At 71.8% G+C, this 24482-nt stretch carries 21 protein-coding genes and 2 tRNA genes; 14 read left to right on the forward strand and 9 right to left on the reverse strand.

From position 1 onward, the window contains the following. Nucleotides 1-152 precede the first annotated feature (152 nt). Together tig and F3L20_RS26485 are read right to left on the reverse strand one after the other, a co-directional pair. Nucleotides 153-1544: a trigger factor gene (gene tig / locus F3L20_RS26480; protein ID WP_150156463.1), complete on the reverse strand. Its 1392-nt coding sequence runs from the start codon at nucleotides 1542-1544 to the stop codon at nucleotides 153-155. Between the two features lie 164 nt (nucleotides 1545-1708). Further along, nucleotides 1709-1785 (reverse strand) — tRNA-Pro (locus tag F3L20_RS26485). Nucleotides 1786-1950: 165 nt separating this feature from the next. Between F3L20_RS26485 and F3L20_RS26490 the strand changes: the two genes are divergently transcribed. Next, a tRNA-Gly gene (locus tag F3L20_RS26490) sits at nucleotides 1951-2021 on the forward strand. 80 nt (nucleotides 2022-2101) lie between these two features. On the opposite strand, the gene F3L20_RS26495 is transcribed toward F3L20_RS26490, so the two are convergent. After that, nucleotides 2102-2296, reverse strand: coding sequence for a hypothetical protein (locus tag F3L20_RS26495; protein ID WP_024887528.1), 195 nt, complete (start codon nucleotides 2294-2296; stop codon nucleotides 2102-2104). Between the two features lie 647 nt (nucleotides 2297-2943). Between F3L20_RS26495 and F3L20_RS26500 the strand changes: the two genes are divergently transcribed. After that, nucleotides 2944-4137 carry an acyltransferase family protein gene (locus F3L20_RS26500; protein ID WP_150156464.1) on the forward strand — a complete coding sequence of 398 codons (1194 nt, stop codon included), beginning with the start codon at nucleotides 2944-2946 and terminating at the stop codon, nucleotides 4135-4137. Here the strand turns inward: F3L20_RS26500 and F3L20_RS26505 are convergent. Then, entirely contained in the window at nucleotides 4134-4592 is a 459-nt protein-coding gene (locus tag F3L20_RS26505) for an HD domain-containing protein (protein ID WP_150157501.1), read from the reverse strand. The two genes, F3L20_RS26500 and F3L20_RS26505, sit on opposite strands and share 4 nt — an antisense overlap. 80 nt (nucleotides 4593-4672) lie before the next feature. Beyond that, entirely contained in the window at nucleotides 4673-5851 is a 1179-nt protein-coding gene (locus F3L20_RS26510) for a PP2C family protein-serine/threonine phosphatase (RefSeq protein ID WP_150156465.1), read from the reverse strand. A 164-nt stretch (nucleotides 5852-6015) separates the two neighbouring features. On the opposite strand from F3L20_RS26510, the gene F3L20_RS26515 reads away from it, so the two are divergent. Next, nucleotides 6016-7266: a GNAT family N-acetyltransferase gene (locus tag F3L20_RS26515; RefSeq protein ID WP_150156466.1), complete on the forward strand. Its 1251-nt coding sequence runs from the start codon at nucleotides 6016-6018 to the stop codon at nucleotides 7264-7266. A gap of 31 nt (nucleotides 7267-7297) precedes the next feature. Here F3L20_RS26515 and F3L20_RS26520 read toward each other — a convergent pair whose 3' ends face one another. Further along, nucleotides 7298-8119: an Fpg/Nei family DNA glycosylase gene (locus F3L20_RS26520; RefSeq protein WP_150156467.1), complete on the reverse strand. Its 822-nt coding sequence runs from the start codon at nucleotides 8117-8119 to the stop codon at nucleotides 7298-7300. 37 nt (nucleotides 8120-8156) lie between these two features. After that, on the reverse strand, nucleotides 8157-8642 hold the full coding sequence (locus F3L20_RS26525; protein WP_024887522.1) for a ribose-5-phosphate isomerase: 486 nt from the start codon (nucleotides 8640-8642) through the stop codon (nucleotides 8157-8159). Nucleotides 8643-8847: 205 nt separating this feature from the next. Between F3L20_RS26525 and F3L20_RS26530 the strand changes: the two genes are divergently transcribed. Then, nucleotides 8848-10314, forward strand: coding sequence for an amino acid permease (locus F3L20_RS26530; RefSeq protein ID WP_150156468.1), 1467 nt, complete (start codon nucleotides 8848-8850; stop codon nucleotides 10312-10314). A gap of 81 nt (nucleotides 10315-10395) precedes the next feature. Here F3L20_RS26530 and F3L20_RS26535 read toward each other — a convergent pair whose 3' ends face one another. Further along, the gene (locus F3L20_RS26535; protein WP_145827763.1) at nucleotides 10396-10980 is read right to left on the reverse strand and encodes a biotin transporter BioY; all 585 of its coding nucleotides are present in this window, start codon (nucleotides 10978-10980) and stop codon (nucleotides 10396-10398) included. A gap of 467 nt (nucleotides 10981-11447) precedes the next feature. Here F3L20_RS26535 and F3L20_RS26540 point away from each other — a divergent pair, with 467 nt between their 5' ends. From F3L20_RS26540 to F3L20_RS26575, 8 genes are all read left to right on the forward strand, one after another. Then, nucleotides 11448-12656 (forward strand): ROK family protein, encoded by a 1209-nt coding sequence (locus tag F3L20_RS26540; protein ID WP_150156469.1) that lies wholly within the window; start codon nucleotides 11448-11450, stop codon nucleotides 12654-12656. A 222-nt stretch (nucleotides 12657-12878) separates the two neighbouring features. After that, nucleotides 12879-13943, forward strand: a complete 1065-nt coding sequence (locus tag F3L20_RS26545; protein ID WP_150156470.1) for an ABC transporter substrate-binding protein — start codon at nucleotides 12879-12881, stop codon at nucleotides 13941-13943. Continuing rightward, nucleotides 13940-14800 (forward strand): ABC transporter permease, encoded by an 861-nt coding sequence (locus F3L20_RS26550; protein WP_150156471.1) that lies wholly within the window; start codon nucleotides 13940-13942, stop codon nucleotides 14798-14800. The genes F3L20_RS26545 and F3L20_RS26550 overlap by 4 nt, the downstream gene beginning before the upstream one ends. Further along, a complete protein-coding gene (locus tag F3L20_RS26555; protein WP_150156472.1) occupies nucleotides 14776-15495 on the forward strand; it encodes an ABC transporter ATP-binding protein in 720 nt (239 codons plus the stop codon). Before F3L20_RS26550 ends, F3L20_RS26555 begins: the two co-directional genes overlap by 25 nt. Nucleotides 15496-15570: 75 nt before the next feature. Beyond that, nucleotides 15571-16932 (forward strand): LLM class flavin-dependent oxidoreductase, encoded by a 1362-nt coding sequence (locus F3L20_RS26560; protein WP_150156473.1) that lies wholly within the window; start codon nucleotides 15571-15573, stop codon nucleotides 16930-16932. 30 nt (nucleotides 16933-16962) lie between these two features. Beyond that, entirely contained in the window at nucleotides 16963-17877 is a 915-nt protein-coding gene (locus F3L20_RS26565) for a TauD/TfdA dioxygenase family protein (RefSeq protein WP_150156474.1), read from the forward strand. A 157-nt stretch (nucleotides 17878-18034) separates the two neighbouring features. Beyond that, complete coding sequence (locus F3L20_RS26570) at nucleotides 18035-19414, forward strand: amino acid permease (protein WP_150156475.1); 1380 nt, start codon at nucleotides 18035-18037, stop codon at nucleotides 19412-19414. Nucleotides 19415-19496: 82 nt separating this feature from the next. Continuing rightward, a complete protein-coding gene (locus F3L20_RS26575; protein WP_150156476.1) occupies nucleotides 19497-19739 on the forward strand; it encodes a hypothetical protein in 243 nt (80 codons plus the stop codon). A 6-nt stretch (nucleotides 19740-19745) separates the two neighbouring features. Here the strand turns inward: F3L20_RS26575 and F3L20_RS26580 are convergent, their stop codons facing one another. After that, nucleotides 19746-20393 carry a DsbA family protein gene (locus F3L20_RS26580; RefSeq protein ID WP_150156477.1) on the reverse strand — a complete coding sequence of 216 codons (648 nt, stop codon included), beginning with the start codon at nucleotides 20391-20393 and terminating at the stop codon, nucleotides 19746-19748. A gap of 138 nt (nucleotides 20394-20531) precedes the next feature. Here F3L20_RS26580 and pepN point away from each other — a divergent pair, with 138 nt between their 5' ends. Together pepN and F3L20_RS26590 are read left to right on the forward strand one after the other, a co-directional pair. Continuing rightward, entirely contained in the window at nucleotides 20532-23111 is a 2580-nt protein-coding gene (gene pepN / locus F3L20_RS26585; RefSeq protein WP_150156478.1) for an aminopeptidase N, read from the forward strand. Between the two features lie 268 nt (nucleotides 23112-23379). Then, the gene (locus F3L20_RS26590) at nucleotides 23380-24438 is read left to right on the forward strand and encodes a hypothetical protein (RefSeq protein ID WP_167534617.1); all 1059 of its coding nucleotides are present in this window, start codon (nucleotides 23380-23382) and stop codon (nucleotides 24436-24438) included. Nucleotides 24439-24482 lie beyond the last annotated feature (44 nt).

Below are 24482 nucleotides of genomic sequence, written 5' to 3' on the forward strand. Positions count from 1 at the left end.
GTGGGGCGCGGGCCCCGGGGGCCGGCCGCGGGGGCGGCGTGGTCGCTCGCGCGGCTCCCCGCGCCCCCGAGGAGGGTGCTCGTCCCGGCGGTGACGAGAAGGCCCCGGGGGCGTCACCCCGGGGCCTTCTCGGTCGATCACCTTGCCGGGGCTCAGCCCTCGGTCTTCTCCTCGGTCTTCTCCTCGGCGGAGGCCTCGGTGGCCTCGGCCTCGGCGGACCCGGTCTCGTCCTCTTCGTCCTCGAGGTCGACGATCTCGCCGTTGGTGTCCTTGACCGTGGCCTTCTCGACCACGGCGGCCAGCGCCTTGCCGCGGGCGACCTCACCGACGAGCAGCGGGACCTGGCCCTGCTCGACGACGGCCTGCGCGAACTGGTCGGGGGACATGCCGGAGGAGGCCGCACGCCGCATGAGGTGCTCGGTGAGCTCCTCCTGGTTGACGTTGAGCTTCTCCTGCTTCACGAGCTCGTCGAGGACGAACTGGGTCTTGATGCCCTTGACCGCGGCCTCGCGGGTCTCGGTCTCGAACTCCTCCTCGGTCTTGCCCTGGATCTCCAGGTACTTCGCGAGGTCGAGGCCCATCTGGCCGAGCTGGTGGTGCTCGAGGTTGTGCTTGCGGGTGTTGATCTCGTCCTCGAGCAGCTTCTCGGGGACGGGGACCTCGACCAGCTCGAGCAGCTTGTCCAGGACGCGCTCCTGCGCCTGCGTGGCCTGGTCGTACTGCTTCATGTTCTCCAGGCGCTTGCGGCTGTCCGCCTTCAGCTCCTCGAGGGTGTCGAACTCGGAGGCGAGCTGAGCGAACTCGTCGTCCAGCTCGGGCAGCTCACGCTTGGCGACCTGGGTGACCTTGACGGTGACCTCGGCCTCCTTGCCGGCCGCCGAGCCGCCCTTGAGCTCGGAGGTGAAGGTGGCCTCGCCGCCCGCCTCCAGGCCCTTCACGGCGTCGTCGATCCCGTCCAGCAGCTCACCGGAGCCGATGGTGTAGGAGACACCACTGGCCACGCCGTCCTCGAGGACCTCGCCCTCGACCTTGGCCTCCAGGTCGATGGTGACGACGTCGCCGTCCTCGGCGGCACGCTCGACCGGGGAGGTGGAGGCGAAGCGCTCACGGAGCTGCTCGACCGACTTCTCCACGTCCTCGTCGGTGACCTCGACCGCGTCGACCTCGACCTCGATGCCGGAGTAGTCCGGGATCTCGATGGAGGGGCGGATGTCGACCTCGGCGGTGAAGTTCAGCGTCTCGCCGTCCTTCAGCTCCGTGATGTCGACCTCGGGCTGGCCGAGCGGGTTGAGGTCCGCCTCGTTCACCGCGTCGGTGTAGAACTTCGGGAGGGCGTCGTTGACGGCCTCCTCCAGCACCGCACCGCGGCCGAAGCGCTGGTCGATGACCCGGGCCGGGACCTTGCCCTTGCGGAAGCCCTTCACCGTGACCTGCTGGTTGATCTTCTTGTACGCCGCGTCGAGGCTGTCCTTGAGCTCCTCGAAGGGCACCTCGACAGTGAGCCGAACCCGGGTCGGGTTCAGGGTCTCCACGGCGCTCTTCACGGTTCGGTCTCCTTGTGGCTGACTTCTCGGGTTCTGCCGGGACCAGAGCGGTCCGGCCGATTCGCCGCCCAGCGGACTTCAGAGACACATGGGCGTGCAGCTTGCATAGTAACGGCAGCGGCTGCGGCACCCAAAAGGCGATCACCGGCAGGTGAGCAGGTGGCTGGTCGGGGTGGCGGGATTTGAACCCACGGCCTTCCGCTCCCAAAGCGGACGCGCTACCAAGCTGCGCCACACCCCGTCTGGTGCGATCCGTAGGGTACATGCACGCGGGAGAAAGGGCCGCCGCCTTTACCGGCGCGCTGCGGCGCCCGGCGACCGGCCGGACACGGGGTGTGCGACGAAGGCGCACGACCCGCTACGATGCCTCTCAGTGCCGCGGTCACCGACGCGCGGCACGCAGTGTGCGGGCGTAGCTCAATGGTAGAGCCCCAGTCTTCCAAACTGGCTACGCGGGTTCGATTCCCGTCGCCCGCTCTGTACGGCTCAGGGCCGGTCCGCGGATCTCTCCGTGGGCCGGCCCTGAGGCGTATCCGGATCGCTTCCGCGGGGGCGGGTCAGAAGCTGATCGAGTTGATCATGTCCGCTATCGAGTCCAGGAACCGCTGGATGTCGTCCGCCATGCCCGTCGAGGCGAGGAAGAAGCCGAAGAGGACGGCGACGATCGCCGGTCCCGCCTTGATGGAGCCACCTCTCAGCAACACCACCAGGATGATCGCCAACAGCAGCACCACTGACAGTGAAATGGCCACAACTGATCACACCCTTGGTCGGTTCGGCTTCGCCGGCCCGGGCGACGCATCCCCGCGCACCCCGCCAGAACCATCGTGCCACCAACAGGGCCGCCCTATGCGGCCGCTGACACATCGTCCGTCCCACGGCGCCGTCGCCGTCGCCGGGACTCCGGGTGCGGCGCGGCCCCGTACGGGCCTTGCCGGAACCAATGTCTGCGTTTCGCACGGCAATTCGAGGGAGGATCCGCGCAGGGAATTCGGCGATTTCTTTCCCGCGTCCACACAACGCGTTCGCAGGTAATTCGAATTGCCGGTACCCCACCCCGACAGACGTACGGACCAAGGGGGCAGGACCCAGCCAAGGCGGACATATCACCGGAGTCGCCGCCCGGCCCCATGACCCGAATGACGGGGATGAATCCTGACAAGCACGGTGGTGGCGGGCACCAACATGGCGGCCGTGCACATGCGTTGCCCCTCGCCCGGAAGGCATGCGCGCTTTACCGAATCCGGGGTACTCGAACGGGACAACCAGGAATGACGTCGGGCGTTTTACGGATTCCCGAGGACAACGCTAGGGTGCCTGAGATGTTCCACGCTGCCTCGTCCCCCGCAAGCGCAGCGAGCTCCCCGATCGCCTCCCCGAGTTCCCGCCGGGAGGGTCAGTGACGAACTCGCAGCGACCGTACGGCAACAGCAGGACGCCGCTCCCCCCGGCACAGGCGCCGGCGAACGGGGTGCCGAGTCCGCGCACCCCGCCCCAGGAGGGCACCCGGCCCGCTCCGGGCGGCAGACCGCGCGACGCCTACTTCGACAACGCCAAGTACCTGGCGATCGTGCTGGTGGCCGTCGGCCACGCGTGGGGGCAGATCCTGGACGACGGTGCGGTGGAGACCGCCTACCGCGTCGTCTACCTGTTCCACATGCCGGCGTTCATCCTGATCTCCGGCTACTTCTCGCGCGGTTTCGACCTGCGTCCCCGGCACGTCCAGCGGCTGATCACCGGAGTCGTCGTCCCCTACGTGGTCTTCGAGACCGCGTACTCCCTGTTCCAGCGCTACGGCAACGACGAGCCGGGGCACGGCATCACGCTGCTGGACCCCACCTACCACCTGTGGTTCCTGTGCGCGTTGTTCGTGTGGCGGCTGACGACGCCGCTCTGGAGGGTGATCCGGCACCCGCTGCCGGTCTCGCTGGTGATCGCCGCGCTGGGCTCGGTGTCCCCGCAGATCGGTGACGACCTGGAACTTCAGCGGGTGCTGCAGTTCCTCCCCTTCTTCGTGCTGGGCCTGACGCTGCGGCCCGAGCACTTCCGGATGGTCAAGCGCCGCTCGGTGCGCCTGCTGTCCGTGCCGGTGTTCCTCGCGGCGACGGCCGTGGTCTGGTGGACGATGCCGTACCTGCGGCTCGGCTGGCTGTACCACAGCGACGGCGCCGCGGAGTTGGGCGCGCCCTGGTGGGCGGGTCCGCTCATGGTGTTCGGCACGCTCGCCGGATCGCTGCTGACGACCGTCTGCTTCCTCGCCTGGGTACCGCGCCGCCGCATGTGGTTCACGGCCCTCGGCGCGGGCACGATCTACGGCTATCTGCTGCACGCCTTCCTGGTACGGGCGGGCAACTACACGGACTTCTACGACCGGCCGTGGCTGCACGAGCCGCTCGGCGTGCTGTGCCTCACCCTCTTCGCGGCCGCCGCCGTGACGCTGCTGTGCACCCGGCCGGTGCAGCGGGCCCTGCGGTGCGTGGTGGAGCCGCGCATGGCGTGGGCCTTCCGGCAGGACGCGGGCGAGGTGGCCCGGGTGCGCGAGCAGCACCGGCCCGTCGAGGTGCGGGCGCCCGGCGAGAAGGTCTCGGTCTAGCGGGCGGGAGCCGCCCCGTCGCCGGTGAGGCCGAGCAGGGCGCGCATCCGCGCGTACTTGGCGGTCAGCCGGGCCCGGGTGGCCTCGTCGAGGACCGCGAGGCGGGCCGGGTCGGCGTTGTGCGCCAGGTCCGCCTCCTTGACCAGCAGTGCGCCCGGGGTGGACAGGACACGGGCCGCGTAGTCCTCGGGCGGCTCGCCGGACCGCTTGGTCAGGGCGAGGACGATGTCCTTGGTGCGCCGGGTGAGCGCGGCCCCCTCCAGCCACGCGCGGCTGAGCCTGTCGTCCTCCACGGCGTCGTGCAGCCAGGCCGCCGCGATCTGTTCGTCGTCGCCGCCGCGCCGCCGTACGCCCTCGGCGACCGCCTGGAGGTGCTCGGCGTAGGGCCGGCCCGCCTTGTCGGTCTGGCCGGCGTGCGCGGCGCGGGCGGTGGCCTCCACCTCGGTCAGGTCCATGCTCGGTGTCCGGTTCACGCGACCAGTGTGCCCGGCGGCACACGGGCGGTGTGTCCGGCCGCGGCCGACCGGTGTGCGGTTCAGCGGGCGGCGGCCGCGGTGGGGCCCTCGCGGCAGATCAGCAGCAGCGCCCGGTCGTCGTTGACGTCCTTGGCGACGGCCTCGATCAGATGCCAGGCGGCGCCGTGGAAGCCGCCGGCGACATAGCGGTCGGCCTCGCCGGTGAGCCGGTCGATGCCCTCGACCATGTCCCGGTCGGAGGTCTCCACCAGGCCGTCCGTGAACAGCATCAGCACGTCACCGGGGCGCAGCGAACCCTTCACCGGGTCGAACTGGGCGCCGTCGTACACGCCGAGCAGCGGGCCGTCGGCGGCCTTCTCCTCCCAGCGGCCGCTGCCCGCGCTGAGCTGCAGGCCCGGCGGGTGTCCGGCGGAGTAGAGCTCGTAGTCGCCGGAGTCCAGGTCCAGCACCAGGTGGATGGAGGTGGCGAAGCCCTCGTCCCAGTCCTGGCGCAGCAGATAGCCGTTGGCGGCGGGGAGGAAGTCGTGCGGGGGCAGGCTGCCGAGCAGCCCGCCGAAGGCACCGGACAGCAGCAGGGCGCGCGAACCGGCGTCCATGCCTTTGCCGGAGACGTCGGTGAGGACGACCTCCAGGGTGCGCCCGCCGTTGGTGCGGGCCGCGACCACGAAGTCGCCGGAGAAGGACTGGCCGCCGGCCGGGCGCAGCGCCATCTCCCGGTGCCAGCCGGCCGGCAGCTTCGGCAGCTTGCTCTGCACCCGGATGCGTTCGCGCAGGTCGAACAGCATGGTGCCGCCGCGCCGCCAGGGCACGCCGACCCGGCTGCGGAACTGGGCGACGAGCAGCCCGAAGAAGCCGCAGGCCGCGACGACCAGGACCACGCCGGGGGTGACCCGGGCCACTCCCTCGGTGTACGGGCCGAGTTGCACGGCCTCCACGATCAGCGCGCGTCGCGCCGCCGCGTACAGCCCGAGCAGACTGGCCGGGCGCAGCAGCAGGCCGCCCGCGACGACCGGGACGCACAGCGCGGCGGGCGAGCACCACACGGAGTTGGCGAGTGTCCCGGCGGCGATCAGCGGAACGGTGAGCAGCAGCCCGGCGAGCGCGATCCAGTCCGAGCCGTCGCCGCGGAAGTAGTCCACGGCGGCCCGGCGCACGCCGACGCGGACCCGGTGCCACTGTTTGTTCAACCGGGCCGTGAACGTGCCGGCTTCCGCGCGCCGCTGTCGTCCTGCTGCCATCAGTTCGGGACCCTATCCATCCAACCGGCCACTTGGCACGGGAGGTCCAGGTTGTCCCCCCGGACGGGGACCGAACTCACAGTGAACTTCACGCGGGGCCTTCCCGGGGCCGCCCGGCGGAAATTGCCTCGCCCGGATCATGGAGCCCTGGTAGGCATGCCCTCATGGCGAACGATTCGACGGGCCGCGCGCCCGAGCTCCGGGCCCTGCGGCCGGACGAGTGGGACACCGCGTACGACAACCTCCTGCGCGCCTTCGGCGGGCTGCCGGAGTCGGACGAGGAACGCGAGATGTGGCGGTCCATCACCGAGTTCGACCGCTTCCTGGCCGCCTGGGACGGTGAGCGGTGCGTGGGCACCGCGGGCGCGTTCTCGTTCCGGCTGACGGTGCCCGGCGGGACCTCGGTGCCGGCCGCGGGCGTCACCATGGTGAGCGTGGCGGCCACGCACCGGCGGCGCGGGGTGCTGACGTCGATGATGCGGCGGCAGTTGGACGACGTCCGCTCCTGGGGCGAGCCGCTGGCGGTGCTCTGTGCGTCGGAGCCGGCGATCTACGGCCGGTTCGGCTACGGAGCCGCCAGCTTCCAGCTGGACGCGGAGATCGACACCGTGCGCGTGGGTCTGACCGTGCCGGACGGTACGGATGACGTACAGGTGCGGTACTCCGACCCCGCCGAGGTGCTGGACGCCTGCGAGGCGGTCTACGCCCGGCTGGTGCCCGGCCGTCCCGGGATGCTGGCGCGGCGGCCCGGCTGGGAGCGGGTCGGACTGCTCGACCCGGAGAGCGACCGGGACGGCGCGTCGCCGCTGCAGTGCGTGGTCGCCGAGCGCGACGGGGAGACCGTCGGGTACGCGCGGTACCGGGTGAAGCCGTCCTGGAGTGCGGCCGGTCCCGACAGTCAGGTGGTGCTCAGCGCCCTGGAGGCGCTGGATCCGGCGGCGGGCGCGGCGCTGTGGCGCTTCCTGTTCGGCCTCGACCTGACGTCGTCGCTGGTGGCGCGGGGGCGGCCGGTGGACGAGGGCTGGCAGTACCTGGTGTCGGACATACGCCGCTGCCGCCCGGCCCGCCGGGACGCGCTGTACGTGCGGCCGGTGGAGGTCGGGGCGGCGCTGGCGGCGCGCACCTACCGGGCCCCGGTGGACGTGGTGCTGGAGGTGGAGGACGCCTTCTGTCCCTGGAACGCGGGGCGCTGGCGGCTGAGCGGGGACGCCAAGGGGGCGTCCTGCGAACCCACCCGGGACGCGGCCGACCTGGCGCTGTCGGCGCGGGAGCTGGGTGCCGCGTATCTGGGCGGGGTGAGCCTGACGGCGCTCGCCACGGCCGGGCGGGTGCGTGAGCTGCGCGGCGGTGCGCTGGCCGAGGCCGCCCTCGCCTTCGGCAGCGACCCGGCGCCGTGGATGCCGCACGGCTTCTGACCCGGGGAGCTCCGGTGCGGTGTGCCCGGGATCACGGGCGCTGGCAGCCGGGGCACCAGAAGAGGTTGCGGGCGGCGAGGTCGGCGGTGCGGATCTCGCCGCCACAGATGTGGCAGGGCCGGTTCGCCCTGCGGTAGACGTACACCTCGCCGCCGTGGTCGTCGACGCGCGGCGGGCGGCCCATCGCCTCGGGGGTGTGCTCGGGGCGGACGGTGTCGATGCGGTTGTTGCGGACACCCTCGCGCATCAGCGCGGCCAGGTCGGCCCAGATCGCGTCCCACTGTTCGCGGGTGATGTCCTTGCCGGCCCGGTAGGGGTCGATGCCGTGCCGGAAGAGGACCTCGGCGCGGTAGACGTTGCCGACACCCGCGATGACCTTCTGGTCCATGAGGAGCGCGGCGATCGTGGTGCGGCTGCGGCTGATCCTGCGGTACGCGCGCTCGGGGTCCGCGTCGGGGCGGAGCGGGTCGGGGCCGAGCCGGTCGTGTATCGCCCGCTTCTCGGGTTCCGTGATCAGGGCGCAGGTGGTGGGGCCGCGCAGGTCGACGTACGTGGTGCTGCCGGTGAGGCGCAGCCGCACGGTGTCCGTGGGCGGCGGGGCCGGGGCCGGGCCGAAGGTGACCTTGCCGAAGAGGCCGAGGTGGATGTGGACCCACTCGCCGCGTCCGGGGCCGCCGAAGCCCAGGAAGAGGTGCTTGCCGTGGGCGTCCGTGGTGTGCAGCGGGGTGCGGTCGAGGAGGGCGGCGGCGTCGCTGAACTTGCCCTGGGGGCTGGTGACGCGCAGGGGGGTGCCCGCCGGGAAGGCCTCGGCGTAGTCCTTGGCCAGCCGGTGGATGGTGTGGCCCTCGGGCACGGCTCCCCCCTCGCTCCGCTGCTGCTGGGTCCGGTCGTTACTGCTGGGGGTGGTGGGCCGGGATCGGGGGGAGGTCGCCGGTGGTCTCGTAGGAGGAGAGCATGTCGATCCGGCGGATGTGGCGCTCGTCACCCGAGAACGGGGTGTTGAGGAAGATCTCGACGAACTTCGTCGCCTCGTCCTCGGAGTGCATGCGCGCGCCCACCGCGACCACGTTGGCGTCGTTGTGCTCACGGCCCAGCGCGGCGGTCTGCTCGCTCCACGCCAGGGCGGCCCGTACGCCCTTGACCTTGTTGGCGGCGATCTGCTCGCCGTTGCCGGAGCCGCCGATCACGATGCCGAGGGAGCCGGGGTCCGCGGCGGTCCGCTCCGCGGCACGGAGGCAGAACGGCGGGTAGTCGTCCTGGGCGTCGTAGAGGTGCGGGCCGCAGTCGACGGGCTCATGTCCCGCCTCCTTGAGCCACTCGACGAGGTGGTTCTTCAGTTCGTAGCCCGCATGGTCGGAGCCGAGATACACGCGCATGCGTCGAGTGTGACACGGCCCCCGCGGGGAAGCGGCGCGGGGTGGGCCGTGTGAAAAGTGTGAGCCAATCCACAGGACCTCAGGAAAAGCTCGGGTAAAGATTGTAAATCAAAGGTTCCTGTGTAAGTACGCCTCCGTTTCACTGGTTCAGCTCGTGCACCGCTCGTACGGGTACCGCTCAACCGGCGCAAAGGAAGACCCCCACATGACTTCGCAGCCGATCCTCACCGAGGCCGGTAACGGCCCCGAGGGCCCCGGAGGCCCGCCCACGGGTTCCGGTCTCCAGGCCGGGCTCAAGAACCGGCACCTGTCGATGATCGCCATCGGCGGCGTGATCGGCGCCGGCCTGTTCGTCGGGTCCAGCACCGGCATCGCCACCACCGGCCCCGGCATCCTCCTGTCCTACGCCCTCGTCGGCACGCTCGTGGTGCTGGTGATGCGGATGCTGGGCGAGATGTCCGCGGCGAACCCGACCTCCGGGTCCTTCTCCGCGCATGCCGACGGGGCCCTCGGACCGTGGGCCGGGTTCACCATCGGCTGGCTCTACTGGTTCTTCTGGGTCGTCGTGCTCGCGGTGGAGGCGACCGCCGGCGCCGCGATCCTCGAGGGATGGATACCGGCCGTGCCCCAGTGGGGCTGGGCGTTGATCGTGATGCTGGTGCTGACCGCGACCAACCTGGCATCGGTCGGCTCCTACGGCGAGTTCGAGTTCTGGTTCGCCGGGATCAAGGTCGTCGCCATCGGCGCGTTCATCGTCGTCGGCGGACTGGCCGTCTTCGGGATGCTGCCCGGCGCCGACAGCGACCAGGCGGGCCTGTCCAACCTGACCGCGCACGGCGGCTTCCTGCCCAACGGCGCGGGCGCCGTCCTCACCGGCATCCTGCTCGTGGTGTTCTCCTTCATGGGCAGCGAGATCGCCACCCTGGCGGCCGGTGAGTCGGAGGACCCGCAGCGGGCCGTCACCAAGGCCACCAACAGCATCATCTGGCGGATCGGCGTCTTCTACCTGGGCTCGATCCTCGTCGTGGTCTGTCTGCTGCCCTGGGACAGCGAGGCGATCGCGAAGGACGGCTCGTACGTCGCCGCGCTGGACTCGCTCGGCATCGCGCACGCCGGCCAGATCATGAACTTCATCGTGCTGACGTCCGTGCTGTCCTGCCTCAACTCCGGGCTGTACACGGCCTCCCGGATGGCCTTCTCGCTCGGTCAGCGCGGGGACGCGCCCAAGGCGTTCGCGCGGACCACCCACCGGGGCGTGCCCAGGACCGCGATCCTCGCCTCGGTCGTGTTCGGCTTCGTCGCCGTCTTCTTCAACTACAAGTTCCCCGACTCCGTCTTCCTCTTCCTCGTCAACTCCTCCGGCGCGGTCGCGCTGTTCGTGTGGCTGGTGATCTGCTTCTCGCAGCTGCGCATGCGGAAGATCATCCAGGCGGAGGCGCCGGAGAAGCTGGTCGTGCGGATGTGGCTGTACCCGTACCTGACCTGGGTGAGCATCGCGTTCATCGTGTTCGTGCTCGGCTACATGCTGACCGACACCGAGCACGACGGCCGGACCACGATGCTGCTGACGATGCTGGTGGCGGTGGTGGTGCTGGCGATCTCCCTGGTCCGGCACCGGCTGGCCGGACGGCGGGCCGCAGACCCGGACCGGGACGAGGTGCGGGCGGGCTGATCCCGCCTCCCGGACACGACGGAAGGGCTCGGCGGGCGCTGTGACAGCGCCCGCCGAGCCCTTCGGCGTGAGTCCCGGTCGTCAGCGCTTGTCGACGAGCTTCCAGGCGGTGGGGAGCAGGCCCATGGCGAGCGCCGCCTTGAGCGCGTCACCGATGAGGAACGGCGTCAGGCCGGCCGCGATCGCCGCGGAGGCCGACATGCCGGTGGCCAGGGCCAGGTAGGGCACGCCGACGGCGTAGATGAGCGCCGAGCCGAGCACCATGGTGCCGGCTGTGCGCCAGGCGGAGCGGTCGGCGCCGCGGCGGGCGAGCGCGCCCACCACCACGGACGCCAGCAGCATGCCGAGGATGTAGCCGAAGGACGGCATGCCCATCCCGGACTTGCCCTCCGCGAACCACGGCACGCCGGCCATGCCCACCAGCGCGTAGACCGCGAGGGAGACGAAGCCGCGGCGGGCGCCGAGGGTGGTCCCGACGAGCAGGGCCGCGAAGGTCTGTCCGGTCACCGGCACCGGGGAGCCGGGGACGGGCACCGCGATCTGGGCGGCGAGGCCGGTGAACGCGGCACCGCCGAGCACGAGGGCCGCGTCCCGGACACGGGAGGCGGGGACCAGGTCGGCGAGGACCTGTCCGGGCCGGGCGGAGGTGACGGTGGCGGTGCTCATGGGGACTCCCCGGGGTGAGGGCAAGTGGGAACACGGCGACGCTATACCGGCGCCCCCGTGCCGATCACCAGCAGCGCTCGACAAAGGGTCGAACCGGGAGTTGGTGGGCTCCGGACAAAGAAACGGAGCGACACCCCGATGGAGGTGACCCCGGTCACTGAGGTGACGTGGTGTCGCCGACACGGTGGGGCGGAGCGGCGGCTGTAGGAATCCGCCAATGCCGTTACCGGCGTTCGCACCGGCCGTCTCGCCCGTCGGTCACCGTCTGGGCAGCCGGTGAGCCGGTTTGCTAGCTTCGAGCCATGGTCGCCCAGTCCCGGAACTTCACCTCGCGTCGCCACGTCGATCTGCGACGCGTGGGCGCCACCGCCTGTCGCCTCCTCTGACGAGGCGGGCGGAGCGGATCCGGCGCGCCTCGACTCCCGTACGACGGCGCAGTGTCGGACCCGTTCCCGAGGAAGTTCCCCATGCTTCGTACCGCGGCACCTCCCTCTCCTTCCCCCTCTCCCTCGGCGCGTGCCGCCGATCCCGACCGGCGGCGGACCAGTGCCCGCACGGTGCTGCGCTGCGTGCTGGAGCACGGGCCGGTGGCGCGCAGCACGATCGCGCGGCTCACCGGGCTGTCGCCGGCCTCCGTGACCGACCACTGTGCCCGTCTGGTCGGGCTCGGCCTGGTCCGTGAGGCCGCGGCGCCCCGCCGCTCGGGCGGTGTCGGGCGGCCGCACCTGCCGCTCGACGTGGACCGGTCGCGGCTCGTGGTGGGCGGTGTCCATGTCGCGGTGCCGTACACCACGGTGGCGCTGCTCGACCTGCGCGGGCGGGTGCTGTCCGAACGGCGGCTGTCGCACCCGGACACCGAACCGGCGCGGGTGCTGGAGCGGGCCGCCGAGGGCCTCGCGGACCTCCTCCGGCGGGTGCCGGAGCGGCGGCCGCTGGGCGTCGGCCTCGCGGCCGGCGGCTGGGTGGACCGCGAGGCGGGCACCGTCGTCGACCATCCGCTGCTGGGCTGGCGCGACGTCCCCGCGCGGGAGGTGCTGCGGGCCCGCACCGGGCTGCCGGTCCATGTGGACGGGCACGCGCGGGCGCTGGTGGACGCGGAGCGGATGTTCGGGCGGGCGGCGCGGGACAGCCGCAGTGTGCTGCACCTGTTCGTCGGCAACATCGTCGACGCGGCGTTCGCCACCCATGACGAGGTGCACCACGGCCCGCGTTCGCAGGCCGGGTCGATCGCCCATCTCCCGCTGGCGGGCGGCACCGAGCCCTGCGCCTGCGGCCGGTCCGGCTGCCTCCAGGCCGAGTTGAGCGAGCGCACGCTGGGCCGGCGGGCCCGGGAGGCAGGGATCTGTGACGGACACGACCCCCTGCACGTGGTCGACGCGGCGGCGGCCGGGCATCCGGTGGCCGCGCGGCTGCTGCGGGAGCGGTCCCGCATGGCGGGGCGCGCGGTGCGGCTGCTGACGGACGTCCTCAACCCGGAGAGCGTGGTGGTCACCGAGGTCGGCGTCATCCACCGGCCGGACTGTCTCGCGGCGCTGCGCGGCGAGCTGGACGCGGCGCGGGCGGCCACGGTGACGCCGACAAGTTTCCCGGATTCCGTACTGGCCGTGGCAGGCGGATCGGTCGCTCTCGACGTGCTCTACCGGGACCCGTTGAGCGTGTCACCAGAGCGTATTTAATTCAGAAACTCGGAATATTGACACTGCCCCTCAGGGAACAGGAACATGCTGGTCATGAGCTGTCGCACCCTCTGTTGCTGACGCGTTGACGCGCGGTCGTCCGCGCCGTCCCTCCTTTCCTGCGTGATTTTCGTCCGGGCCTTTTCCGCCCGGTCATTCCGCCTGTCTTTCTGTTCCGCGCACACCCCTGTGCGCCTTTCCGCATCCCCTGGGAGTTCCCCCATGCCCGCACCGCCCGTGCCCGGCCTCGACCGGCGGCTCTTCCTGACCTCCCTGCTCGGCGTCACCGCCGCTGCCGCCGGACTGAGCGGCTGCGCCGAGGCCGGGGCCGCGGCCGACGAGGCGTCGCTGAAGGCCCCGCTCGCCATGAAGGTCCCGCCCGGCACCCGTCTGAAGATCTCCTCGTTCGAGAACTTCCAGCAGATCCAGCTGAAGCTGGCGGGCCTCGACGACCTGCCCTTCGAGGTGGCCGACTGGCTGAACATCGGGGCCGGCCCGGACGTCATCAACGCCTTCCGCGCCAAGTCCCTGGACCTCGCCAACAACGCGGGCATCCCGCCGATCCAGGCCTTCTACCAGGGCTTCGACGCGCGGATCGTCGCCATCAACATCACCCGCAAGCCCAACTACCTGTTCGCCACGAAGCCCGGCAGCGACATCCGCACGGTCGCCGACTTCAAGGGCAAGCGGCTCGCCTTCTCGCAGGGCCAGGCGCAGGGCGTGGTGCTGCTGCGCGCCCTCAAAGAGGCCGGCCTGAAGCAGGACGAGGCCGAGCTGGTCCCGCTGACCAGCAACCAGTTCCTCACCGCCCTGCAGTCCGGGCAGGTGGACATCGCCCCGCTCGGCAACAGCCAGGCTCCCGCCTATCTGAAGCAGTACGGCGCGAAGGGCGCCCGCACCATCCCCACCGAGGTGGTGGACCTTCTCAACCTGCTGTGGGCACCGGCCGAGGTGCTCGCCGACCGGGCGAAGGCCGCCGCGGTCGCCGCGTACATCCCGTACTGGGCCAAGGGCGCGGTGTGGCAGTACGAGCACCCGGGCGCATGGAACCGGGAGTACTACGTCAAGACGCAGAACCTCACCCTCGACCAGGCCGAGTCCATCACCGAGCTGGCCAACAAGCCTCTGTTCCCGCCGCGTTGGGACGAGGCGATCACGTGGGAGCAGGAGACCGCCGATCTGCTCGCGGAGGGCGGCTACGTGAAGGAGTTCGACGTCGGCGTCCTCTTCGACCGGCGCTTCGAGTCCCTCGCCGCCAAGGCCGTGCCCCAGGAGTACCGGAGGTGACCGCCGTGACCACGACCACGACCACGACCGCACCCGCACCGCCCGCCGCCGTCGAGGAGGAGGAACACCAGGTACGGCGACGACGGCGGCTGTCCCCCGGCCGGCGGCTGCCCGCCACCCGCCTCGCCGGCCCGCTGCTGGTGCTGCTGCTGTGGGCCGCCGCCTCCGCCGCCGGCCGGCTGGACCCCGGGGCGATCCCCGCGCCCTGGACGGTGGTGGAGACCGGGGTCCGGCTGTGGACCGACGGCACGCTGGCGAACGACGTCCTCACCTCGCTGCGGCGCGCGGGCGCCGGGTTCGCGATCGGTCTGACCGGGGGCATCGTGCTCGCCCTGGCGTCCGGGCTGAGCCGGACCGGTGAGGCGCTGATCGACGGGAGCGTGCAGCTCAACCGCGCGGTGCCGACGCTCGGCCTGATTCCGTTGTTCATCCTCTGGCTGGGCATCGGCGAGACCTTCAAGATCGCGATCATCGCCATCGTCGTCTACATCCCGATCTACCTGAACACCCACTCCGCGCTGTCCGGCATCGACCACCGGTTCGTGGAACTGGCGGAGGTGCAGGGCCTGTCCCGGTTCGCCTTCGTCCGGCAGGTCGTCGTGCCCGGCGCCCTGCCCGGCTTCTTCGTCGGGCTGCGGCTCGGCGTCACCGGGTCCTGGCTGGGCCTGGTCGTCCTCGAACAGATCAACGCCACCAGCGGACTCGGCTACATGATGTTCCAGGCGCAGAACTACGGCCAGACGGACGTCATCCTCGTCGGTCTCGTCGTCTACGGCCTCTTCGGCCTGGTCTCCGACACCGCCGTCCGCGCGATCGAACGGAGGGTGCTGTCATGGCGCCGCACACTGAGCAGCTGACCCGGCCGGCCGTGCGGCTGCGCGGGCTCACCCGGTCCTTCGAGGGCCGCACGGTGCTCGACGGTGTCGACCTCGACCTGCCCGCGGGGCAGTTCACCGCGCTGCTCGGGCACAGCGGTTCCGGCAAGAGCACCCTCCTGCGCGCGATCGCGGGCATCGACCACGGGGTGGCGGGCAGCGGCACGCTTACCGCGCCCGAGCGGGTGTCGGTGGTCTTCCAGGACTCCCGGCTGCTGCCCTGGCGCCGGGTCCTGCCCAACGTGCTCCTCGGGCTGGACGGCAAGGACGCCGAGGAGCGCGGCCGGGCCGCCCTCGCCGAGGTCGGTCTGGGCGGCCGGGAACGCGCCTGGCCGAGCGAGCTGTCGGGCGGCGAGCAGCAGCGGGCCGCCCTGGCCCGGTCCCTGGTGCGGGAGCCGGAACTGCTGCTGGCGGACGAGCCGTTCGGGGCGCTGGACGCGCTGACCCGGATCAGGATGCACGCGCTGCTGCGGCAGCTGTGGGAGCGGCACCGGCCGTCGGTGCTGCTGGTGACGCACGACGTGGACGAGGCGATCGCCCTCGCGGAGCGCGTGCTGGTCCTGGAGGACGGCCGGATCGGGCTGGACCTGACGATCGACCGCGAGGGCCCGCACTCCCACGGCGCGTACCGCTCCCGGCTGCTGAAGGCGCTCGGCGTCACCGAGGACACCCCGTGACCGCCCGCCCGCGCCGCTCCTGAACGCACCCTCCCCCACCACCCCGCGCCGAGAGCGCCGAGAAAGGGATCCGCCATGCCAGGACAGCTCCACCTCAACGCCTTCCTCATGAACACCGGCCACCACGAGGCGTCGTGGCGACTGCCCGAGAGCGATCCGTACGCACACGTCGACCTGGACCACCACATACGGCTGGCCCGCATCGCCGAACGGGGCACGTTCGACTCGCTGTTCCTCGCCGACGGTCCCCAGCTGTGGAACACGGTGGCCCAGCGTCCCGCCGGGGCGCTGGAGCCGCTCACCCTGCTCACCGCGCTGGCGACGGCCACCGAGCACATAGGGCTGATCGCGACGGCGTCCACGTCGTACAACTCGCCCTACAACCTGGCCCGCAAGTTCGCCTCGCTGGACGTCGTCAGCAGGGGCCGGGCCGGCTGGAACATCGTCACCACCGCCGGGGCCGAGGCGGCCCGCAACTTCGGCCTGGACGCGGAGCCCGCGCACGCCGAACGGTACGCGCGCGCCGCCGAGTTCCTGGACGTCGCCCGGCTGCTGTGGGACAGCTGGGAGGACGACACGATCGTCGCCGACAAGGCGGCGGGCGTGTGGGGCGACGACGCGAAGATCCACCCGCCGCGCCACCGGGGCAGGTACTTCCGGGTCGAGGGCGCGCTCAACGTGCCGCGCACCCCGCAGGGTTACCCGCTGCTGGTGCAGGCCGGGTCGTCGGAGGACGGCAAGCGGTTCGCGGCGCGGTACGCGGAGGCCGTGTTCACCGCCCAGCAGACCCTGGCCGACGCGCAGGCGTTCTACGCCGACCTCAAGGCCCGTACGGCGGCGGCCGGGCGCGACCCGGACCACATCAAGGTGCTGCCCGGCATCGTGCCCGTGGTCGGCTCCACCGAGGAGGAGGCGCGGCGCCTTGAGCAGGTGCTGGAGGAGCACATCGTGCACGAGCACGGGGTGCGCCGCCTGGAGGACCTGCTGCGTCTCGCCCCGGGCACGCTCGATCCGGACGGCGAACTGCCGGACGGGCTGCCCTCGGAGGACGACATCGAGGGCGCCAAGAGCCGCTACACGCTGATCGTGGAGCTGGCCCGGCGCGAGCGGCTCACCGTGCGGCAGCTGATCGGGCGGCTGGGCGGCGGGCGCGGGCACCTGACCTTCGCGGGCACGCCCGAGCAGGTCGCCGACACCATCGAGCGGTGGTTCACCGCAGGCGCCGCCGACGGCTTCAACATCATGCCGGCGGTGCTGCCGTCCGGCCTGGAGACCTTCGTCGACCAGGTCGTGCCGATCCTGCGCGCCCGCGGCCTGTTCCGCACCGAGTACGGCCCCCGGCGGACCCTGCGCGAGCGCTACGGACTGCCGCGCCCCGCCAACCAGCACGTCACCCCGCACGCCCCCGAGCCGGCCCCCGCGGCCGCGCTCGTCTGACCGCCCCCCGCCACAGGAAGGCACGCTCTCATGTCGGACCTCCAGATCACCAAGGTCACCGCGAACATCGGCGCCCGGGTCTCCGGCGTCGACCTCTCCCGGCCGCTGGACGACGCCACCGTCACCGCGCTGCGCGGCGCCCTGAACGAGCACAGGACGCTGCTGTTCGACGACGTGCACCTCGACGACGCCGGCCAGCAGGCCTTCGTACGCCACTTCGGCGACATCACCGGCGCCCACCCGACCGTGCCCGCCGTCGAGGGCGCGCCCGGCGTGCTGCCGGTCGACAGCGGGCGCGGGCGCGCGGCCAACAACTGGCACACGGACGTCACCTTCGTCCTCAACCCGCCGCAGGCGACGTCCCTGCGCAGCATCACGATCCCGCCGTACGGGGGCGAGACGCTGATCGCCAGCTCGGCCGCCGCCTACCGCGACCTGCCCGAGCCGCTGCGCCGGCTGGCCGACACCCTGTGGGCCGAGCACACCAACGACTACGACTACGCCGTCCCGGAGGAGGCCGTGGACGAGGACGAGGCGGCCCGGCGCGCCCAGTTCACCTCCGTGAAGTACCGCACCGTCCACCCGGTGGTGCGGGTGCATCCGCTCACCGGTGAACGCGGGCTGTTCATCGGCGGGTTCGCGCAGCGGATCGTGGGGCTCTCGAAGGGCGAGTCGCGCAAGGTGCTGGACCTGCTCCAGGCCTACGTCACCCGGCCGGAGAACGTGGTGCGCTGGCGCTGGGAGCCGAACCAGCTGGTGCTGTTCGACAACCGCATCACCCAGCACTACGCGATCGACAACTACGACGGCCTGCCGCGCCGCCTGCACCGGGTGACGGTCGCCGGTGACGTGCCGGTCGGCGTCGACGGCAAGGAGTCGTACGCGATCGAGGGGGACGCCTCGCACTACACGAGCGTCGCGGAGGTCGCGGCCGCCGCGGCGTGACGGCCGCCGACGGGGTGACGGCCACCCCACGGTGACCGGACCGTGACCCTCCGCTTGACCTTCGTCCACATGCTGGGCGGCCGCTCCGTGACCACGGGGCGGCCGCCCAGACTGGACGGCGTTTTTGCCGTCTCCCCCCATTGGACGATCCGCGCCCATGCCCCCCACCTCGGTCGAGACGCCCACGGACACCGACGGCGTCTCCCTCTCGCACGGCCTCAAACAGCGCCACCTGTCGATGATCGCCCTCGGCGGGGTGATCGGCGCCGGACTCTTCGTCGGTTCCGGCGCGGGCATCGCCGCCGCCGGCCCCTCCATCGTCCTCGCCTACGCCCTCTCCGGTCTGCTGGTCATGCTGGTGATGCGGATGCTGGGCGAGATGTCGGCCGCGTATCCCGACTCCGGGTCCTTCTCCTCGCACGCCGAGCGGGCCATCGGGCCCTGGGCCGGGTTCACCGCGGGCTGGGCGTTCTGGGTGCTGCTGTGCACGGCGGTCGGCCTGGAGGGCATCGGCGCCGCGAAGATCGTCACCGGCTGGCTTCCGGGCACGCCCGAGTGGGCGTGGGTGGCGCTGTTCATGGTGGTGTTCTGCGGGACGAACCTCGCCGCGGTGAAGAACTTCGGCGAGTTCGAGTTCTGGTTCGCCGCCCTGAAGGTCGGCGCGATCACCCTGTTCCTGGCGCTCGGCGTGCTGGCCCTGGCCGGCCTGCTGCCGGGCACCGACTCGCCGGGCGGCTCGAACCTCACCGAGCTGATGCCGGGCGGCGGCGAAGGGCTGGTCATCGGCCTGCTCGCGTCCGTCTTCGCGTACGGCGGCCTGGAGACGGTGACCATCGCGGCAGCCGAGTCGCAGGACCCGGTGGGCGGCGTGGCGCGCGCGGTGCGCACCGCGATGTGGCGGATCGCGCTGTTCTACGTCGGCTCGATGGCCGTCATCGTCGCCCTCGTCCCCTGGGACTCCCCCGCGGTGGGGGAGGACGGCCCCTACGTCGCCGCCCTGGACCGGCTCGGCATCCCCGGCGCGGGCCAGCTGATGAACGTGGTCGTGCTGGTGGCCCTGCTGTCCGCGATGAACGCCAACGTCTACGGCGCCTCACGCATCGGCTACTCGCTGGTCGAGCGGGGCCAGGGGCCGAAGGCGCTCGGCCGGGTGTCGGGCGGGGTGCCGCGGGTGGCCGTGCTGGCCTCCTCGGTCTTCGGCTTCCTGTGCGTGCTGCTGAGCTACTGGCGGCCGGACGACGTCTTCGCCTGGCTGCTGAACATGATCGGCGCGGTGATCCTGGTCGTCTGGATCTTCACCGCCGTGGCCCAGCTGCGGCTGCGCCGCCGGCTGGAGCGGGAGACGCCGGAGCGGCTGACGGTGCGGATGTGGGCGTTCCCGTGGCTGACCTGGGTGGCGCTGGCGGGGATGGCGGCGGTCTTCGTGCTCATGGCCCGGGAGCCGGACACACGGGTGCAGCTGTACTCGACGGGCGCGATGACGCTGGCCCTGGCGGCGGTGGGCTACGCCCGCCAGCGGACACGCGAGCGCCGCTGACCACCCTGGCCTACCGGAAGCCCCCGCGAGGTCCCACTCGCGGGGGCTTCCGGTGTGCGGCATTCCGGGGCATCGTTGCGCAATGACGACATCCAGGAGACTGACGCTGCAATGCTCGACGTGCGGCGGCCCGCATCCTCACCGTCTGCTGAGCCGGGAGGAGGAGGCTGCGGCCAAGCGACAGCTGGGACTCCGGGCCGTGTACGACTTCTGGATCTGCGAGAACGTGGTGGACACGGACACCGGCGCACAGTGCCGTACGATGCGCCGATGGGCCGCGACCAGACCGTTCCCCAAGCCGGTCAAGCTGCTGCCCCCTGACTGACGTCCGTCACAGGTTGCTGAAGTCGGGCCCCTTCGTGCGGGTGCGCTTGATCTCGTAGAAGCCGGGGACCGAGGCCACCGCGAGGGTGCCGTCCCACAGGCGGACGGCCTCGTCGCCCTGCGGGGCCGGGGTGACGACCGGGCCGAAGAAGGCGATCTCCTCGCCGTCCGGGCCGGGGACCGCGATCACCGGGGTGCCGACCTCCTGGCCCACCTTCTCGATACCCTCCTTGTGGGAGGCGCGCAGCTGCGGCTCGTAGGGCGTGGAGTCCCAGTGGTCCATGAGGGAGTCGGGCAGGCCGACGTCCTTCAGCGCCGCGGCGACCGTCTCCTTGCCCGGACCCTCGCCCTGGTTGTGGATACGGGTGCCGAGGGCGGTGTAGAGGTCGCCGAGCACCTGCGGGCCGTGCTCCTCCTGCGCCGCGATGACCACGCGCACCGGACCCCAGGCCTTCACCTCGAGCATCTCGCGGTACTCCGCGGGCAGCTCGTCCAGCTTGTCCTCGTTCAGGACGGCCAGGCTCATCAGATGCCAGCGGACGTCGAGGTCCCGCTGCTTCTGCACCTCCAGCACCCACCGGGAGGTCATCCAGGCCCAGGGGCACAGCGGGTCGAACCAGAAGTCGACGGGCGTGGCGGGAGACTTGTCCGACATGTCGCTCCTCGTGAAGGCAGTGTTTCCCCCAGGCAACGCCGTGGCTCGTCCCACCCATTCCCCGCTGCCCCGCGTCAGGGGCGCATGGCAGGATCGGTGCTGTCCTTTCCCTGTCGACGACGCATGAGGAGTCCGCCCGTGCCCGGTGAGAATCTGACCCGTGACGAGGCCCGGGAGCGGGCAGCCCTGCTGTCCGTCGACGGGTACGAGGTGTCCCTGGACCTGCGGTCCGCGGTCGGCGAGCACGGCGGCGACGGCCCGCGCACCTTCCGGTCGGTCACCACCGTGCGGTTCCGCTGCGCCGAGCCGGGGGCGAGCAGCTTCGCCGACCTGATCGCGCCCGCCGTGACGGCCGTGTCCCTCAACGGGCGGGACCTCGACCCGGGAGAGGTCTTCGACGGCAGCCGCATCCTGCTGGAGGACCTGGCCGCCGACAACGAGCTGATCGTCGACGCGCGGTGCGCCTACTCCCGCACCGGCGAGGGCATGCACCGCTTCGTCGACCCCGAGGACGGCGAGGTGTACCTCTACACCCAGTACGAGCCGGCCGACGCCCGCCGGGTCTACGCGAACTTCGAGCAGCCGGACCTGAAGGCCCCGTACCGCTTCGAGGTGCGGGCCCCCGAGGGCTGGACGGTGTGGAGCAACGGCGCGGGCGAACTCGCCGACGGGGTCTGGCGGTTCGCGGAGACCAAACCGATCTCGACGTACATCACGTGTGTCGTCGCGGGTCCCTACCACTACGTGACCGACCGCTACGAGCGGGTCTTCGAGGACGGCACCCGGCTGGAGATCCCGCTCGGCGCGATGTGCCGCAAGGGCCTCGCCCCGCACTTCGACGCCGACGACGTCTTCCTGGTCACCAAGCAGGGCCTGGACTTCTTCCACGACCACTTCGACTACCCCTACCCGTTCGGCAAGTACGACCAGGCGTTCGTTCCGGAGTACAACCTCGGCGCGATGGAGAACCCGGGGATGGTGACCTTCCGCGAGGAGTTCATCTTCCGCGGCAAGGTGACCCGGGCCTCCTACGAGGGCCGGGCCAACGTGATCCTGCACGAGATGGCCCACATGTGGTTCGGCGACCTGGTCACCATGGAGTGGTGGGACGACCTGTGGCTGAAGGAGTCCTTCGCGGACTTCATGGGCGCGTTCTCGCTGGTCGGGGCGACCCGCTTCACCGACGGCTGGATCACCTTCGCCAACCGGCGCAAGGCGTGGGCGTACCGCGCGGACCAGCTGCCCTCCACGCACCCGATCACCGCCGACATCCGCGACCTGCAGGACGCCAAGCTCAACTTCGACGGCATCACCTACGCCAAGGGCGCCTCCGTCCTCAAGCAGCTCGTGGCCTACGTCGGCCAGGACGCGTTCCTGGAGGGCGCCCGCCGCTACTTCAAGCGGCACGCCTACGGCAACACCCGGCTCGGCGACCTGCTGTCGGTGCTCGAGGAGACCAGCGGGCGGGACATGGCCGCTTGGTCGCGGGCGTGGCTGGAGACGGCCGGGGTCAACTCCCTGACCCCCCAGGTGCTGTTGAGTGAGGACGGCACCGTGGACGAGCTGGCCGTCGTGCAGGAGGCCGCGGAGTCACACCCCGAGCTGCGCCCGCACCGGGTCGCGGTGGGCCTGTACCGGCGCACGGACTCGGGCGCCCTGGAGCGGTACGCGCAGGCCGAGACGGACGTCGAGGGTCCGCGCACGGTCGTGGCGGAGCTGGCGGGCGCGGAGGCGCCGGAGCTGGTGCTGGTCAACGACGAGGACCTGACGTACTGCAAGACCCGCTTCGACGACACCTCCCTCGCCACGCTGCGGGAGGCCCTCGGCGACCTCACCGACCCGCTGGCGCGCGCGCTGTGCTGGTCGGCGCTGTGGAACATGACGCGCGACGCGCTGCTGCCGGCCCGGGACTTCATCGAGCTGGTGCTGCGGTTCGCGGGCCGGGAGACCGACATCGGCGTGCTGCAGATGCTGCACGCGTGGGCGGAGTCGGCGGCCGTGCACTACACCGCGCCGGAGCAGCGCGAGCAGGCCGGGCTGCGGCTCGCCGAGGGCGCCGCGGAGCAGCTGCGGGCGGCCGGCGAGGGCAGCGAGCAGCAGCTGGCGTGGGCGCGGTTCTACGCCCATGTGGCCGCCGCACCGGTCGACTTCGAGCTGCTGGGCTCGCTGCTGGACGGCACGGTGACGCTGCCCGGTCTTGAGGTCGACCAGGAGCTGCGCTGGGCGTTCCTGGAGCCGCTGGCCGCGCACGGCGCGGCCGACGAGAAGCGGCTGGACGAGGAGCTGGCGCGGGACGACACGGCCTCCGGCAGGCGCCACCACGTCCGCTGTCTGGCGGCCCGCCCGTCGGAGGCGGTCAAGGCGCAGTGCTGGGCGCAGGTCGTGGAGTCGGACGCGCTGTCCAACGCGCTGGTGGAGGCGACGATCGCGGGCTTCGCCCAGTCGTCCCAGCGGGAGCTGATCGCGCCGTACGCGGAGAAGTACTTCGCGGCGATCGAGCGGGTGTGGACGGAGCGGTCGATCCAGATCGGCATGGACGTGGTCCGCGGCCTGTTCCCCTCCTACCAGGACTCGCAGGCCACGCTGGACGCGACGGACGCGTGGCTCGCTTCCCACGAGGACGCGGCGCCGGCGCTGCGGCGGCTGGTGCTGGAGGCGCGGGACGATCTGGCGCGTGCGCTGCGTGGGCAGGCGTGTGACGCCGCGTCCGGCGTGTGACCGTCCTTTCCCACGCCCCGGGGCTCCGCCCCGGACCCCGCTCCTCAAACGCCGGAAGGGCTGCGAGCAGCCCTTCCGGCGTTTGAAGACCCCGTGCAACCGTCGTTACCGAACGCGGGCATTCGGGCCGTAACCCGGGGCTCTCACCCGAACGGACCAGGGGGTTTCGGTATCCGAACAGGCTTCCTTTAGTGCGGGCTTGTCCGGGTTCGTCGACGAGCGTGTAACAGGGGTTCGGAGGCCGTCCGGAGGCGGGAAATTGCCGGTCATGAACCACAACACCCCCCTCTCCCCGCGCCCACTGCACCACCTCGCCACCGGCACCGGCACCGGCCGTCGTGTCCTGACCCACGCGCAACTGCGGGCCCACGGCGTCTCGGCCGCCGAGGCCGGCGAGCAGTGCCGTCCCGGCGGGGCCTGGCAGCAGCTGCTGCCCGGTGTCGTCCTGCTCCACCCCGGACCGCCGACGAGCGAGGAGCGGCTGCACGCGGTGCTGCTGTACGCGGCGCGGGAGCGCACCGTGAGCGTGCCGGTGCAGCCGGGGAGGGACGAGCCGCCCGCCTCCCCCTACGGCGAGGCGATGATCACCGGCCTGGCCGCGCTGACCCTGCACGGATTCGCCTCCACTCCCCCGCTGCCGTCCCTGGAGACGCTCGACGTGCTGGTGCCGCGGCTGCGCCGGCTGCGTTCGACGGGCTGCGCCCGGATCGTGCGCACCGCCGACCTGCCCGTCCCGGAGCAGGTCACGGGCCTGCCGGTGGCCCCGGTCCCGCGGGCCCTGGCGGACGCGGTGGCGGTCCTGAAGGACGCGGTGGCGGTTCGCCGGCTGCTGACCGAGGCAGTGCGCGGCGGGCACTGCGAGCCGGCCGCGGTGGTGCGTGAGCTGACCGCCGCCAAGCTGCTGAACCGGCCGCACGTGGTGGACGCGGTCGACTCGCTGCTGGCCGAGGGGCGGGCGCTCGCGGAGGCACGGCTGTACCGGATGGTCCGCGAGTACGGCCTGCCGGACCCCTGCTGGAACGTGGACCTGCGGCTGCCCGGCGGCCCGCACCTGGGCGGCCTGGACGCGTACTGGCCGGAGCAGTCGGTGGCGGTGGAGCTGGACACCCGCGCCCCCCGGCCGGGCGGGCGGCCCGAGGAGGACGCCGAGTGGACGGAGCACGCCCGCAAGCGCGAACACCTGGAGCGCCTGGGCATCACGGTCGTCCACATCACCCCGCGCAAGTTGCGGGACGCGGCGGAGCAGCAGGCGGCGGTGGTCCGTACCGCCCTGATGGCGGCGGCCGACCGCGATCCGGCCGCGTACGTCGTCGTGCTGCCCCGGTAGTGCGGCACCACGGCGAGGTCATGGCCCTTCACGAACGGACGGGA

The sequence above is a fragment of the Streptomyces tendae genome, assembly GCF_008632955.1.
Classification (GTDB): domain Bacteria; phylum Actinomycetota; class Actinomycetes; order Streptomycetales; family Streptomycetaceae; genus Streptomyces.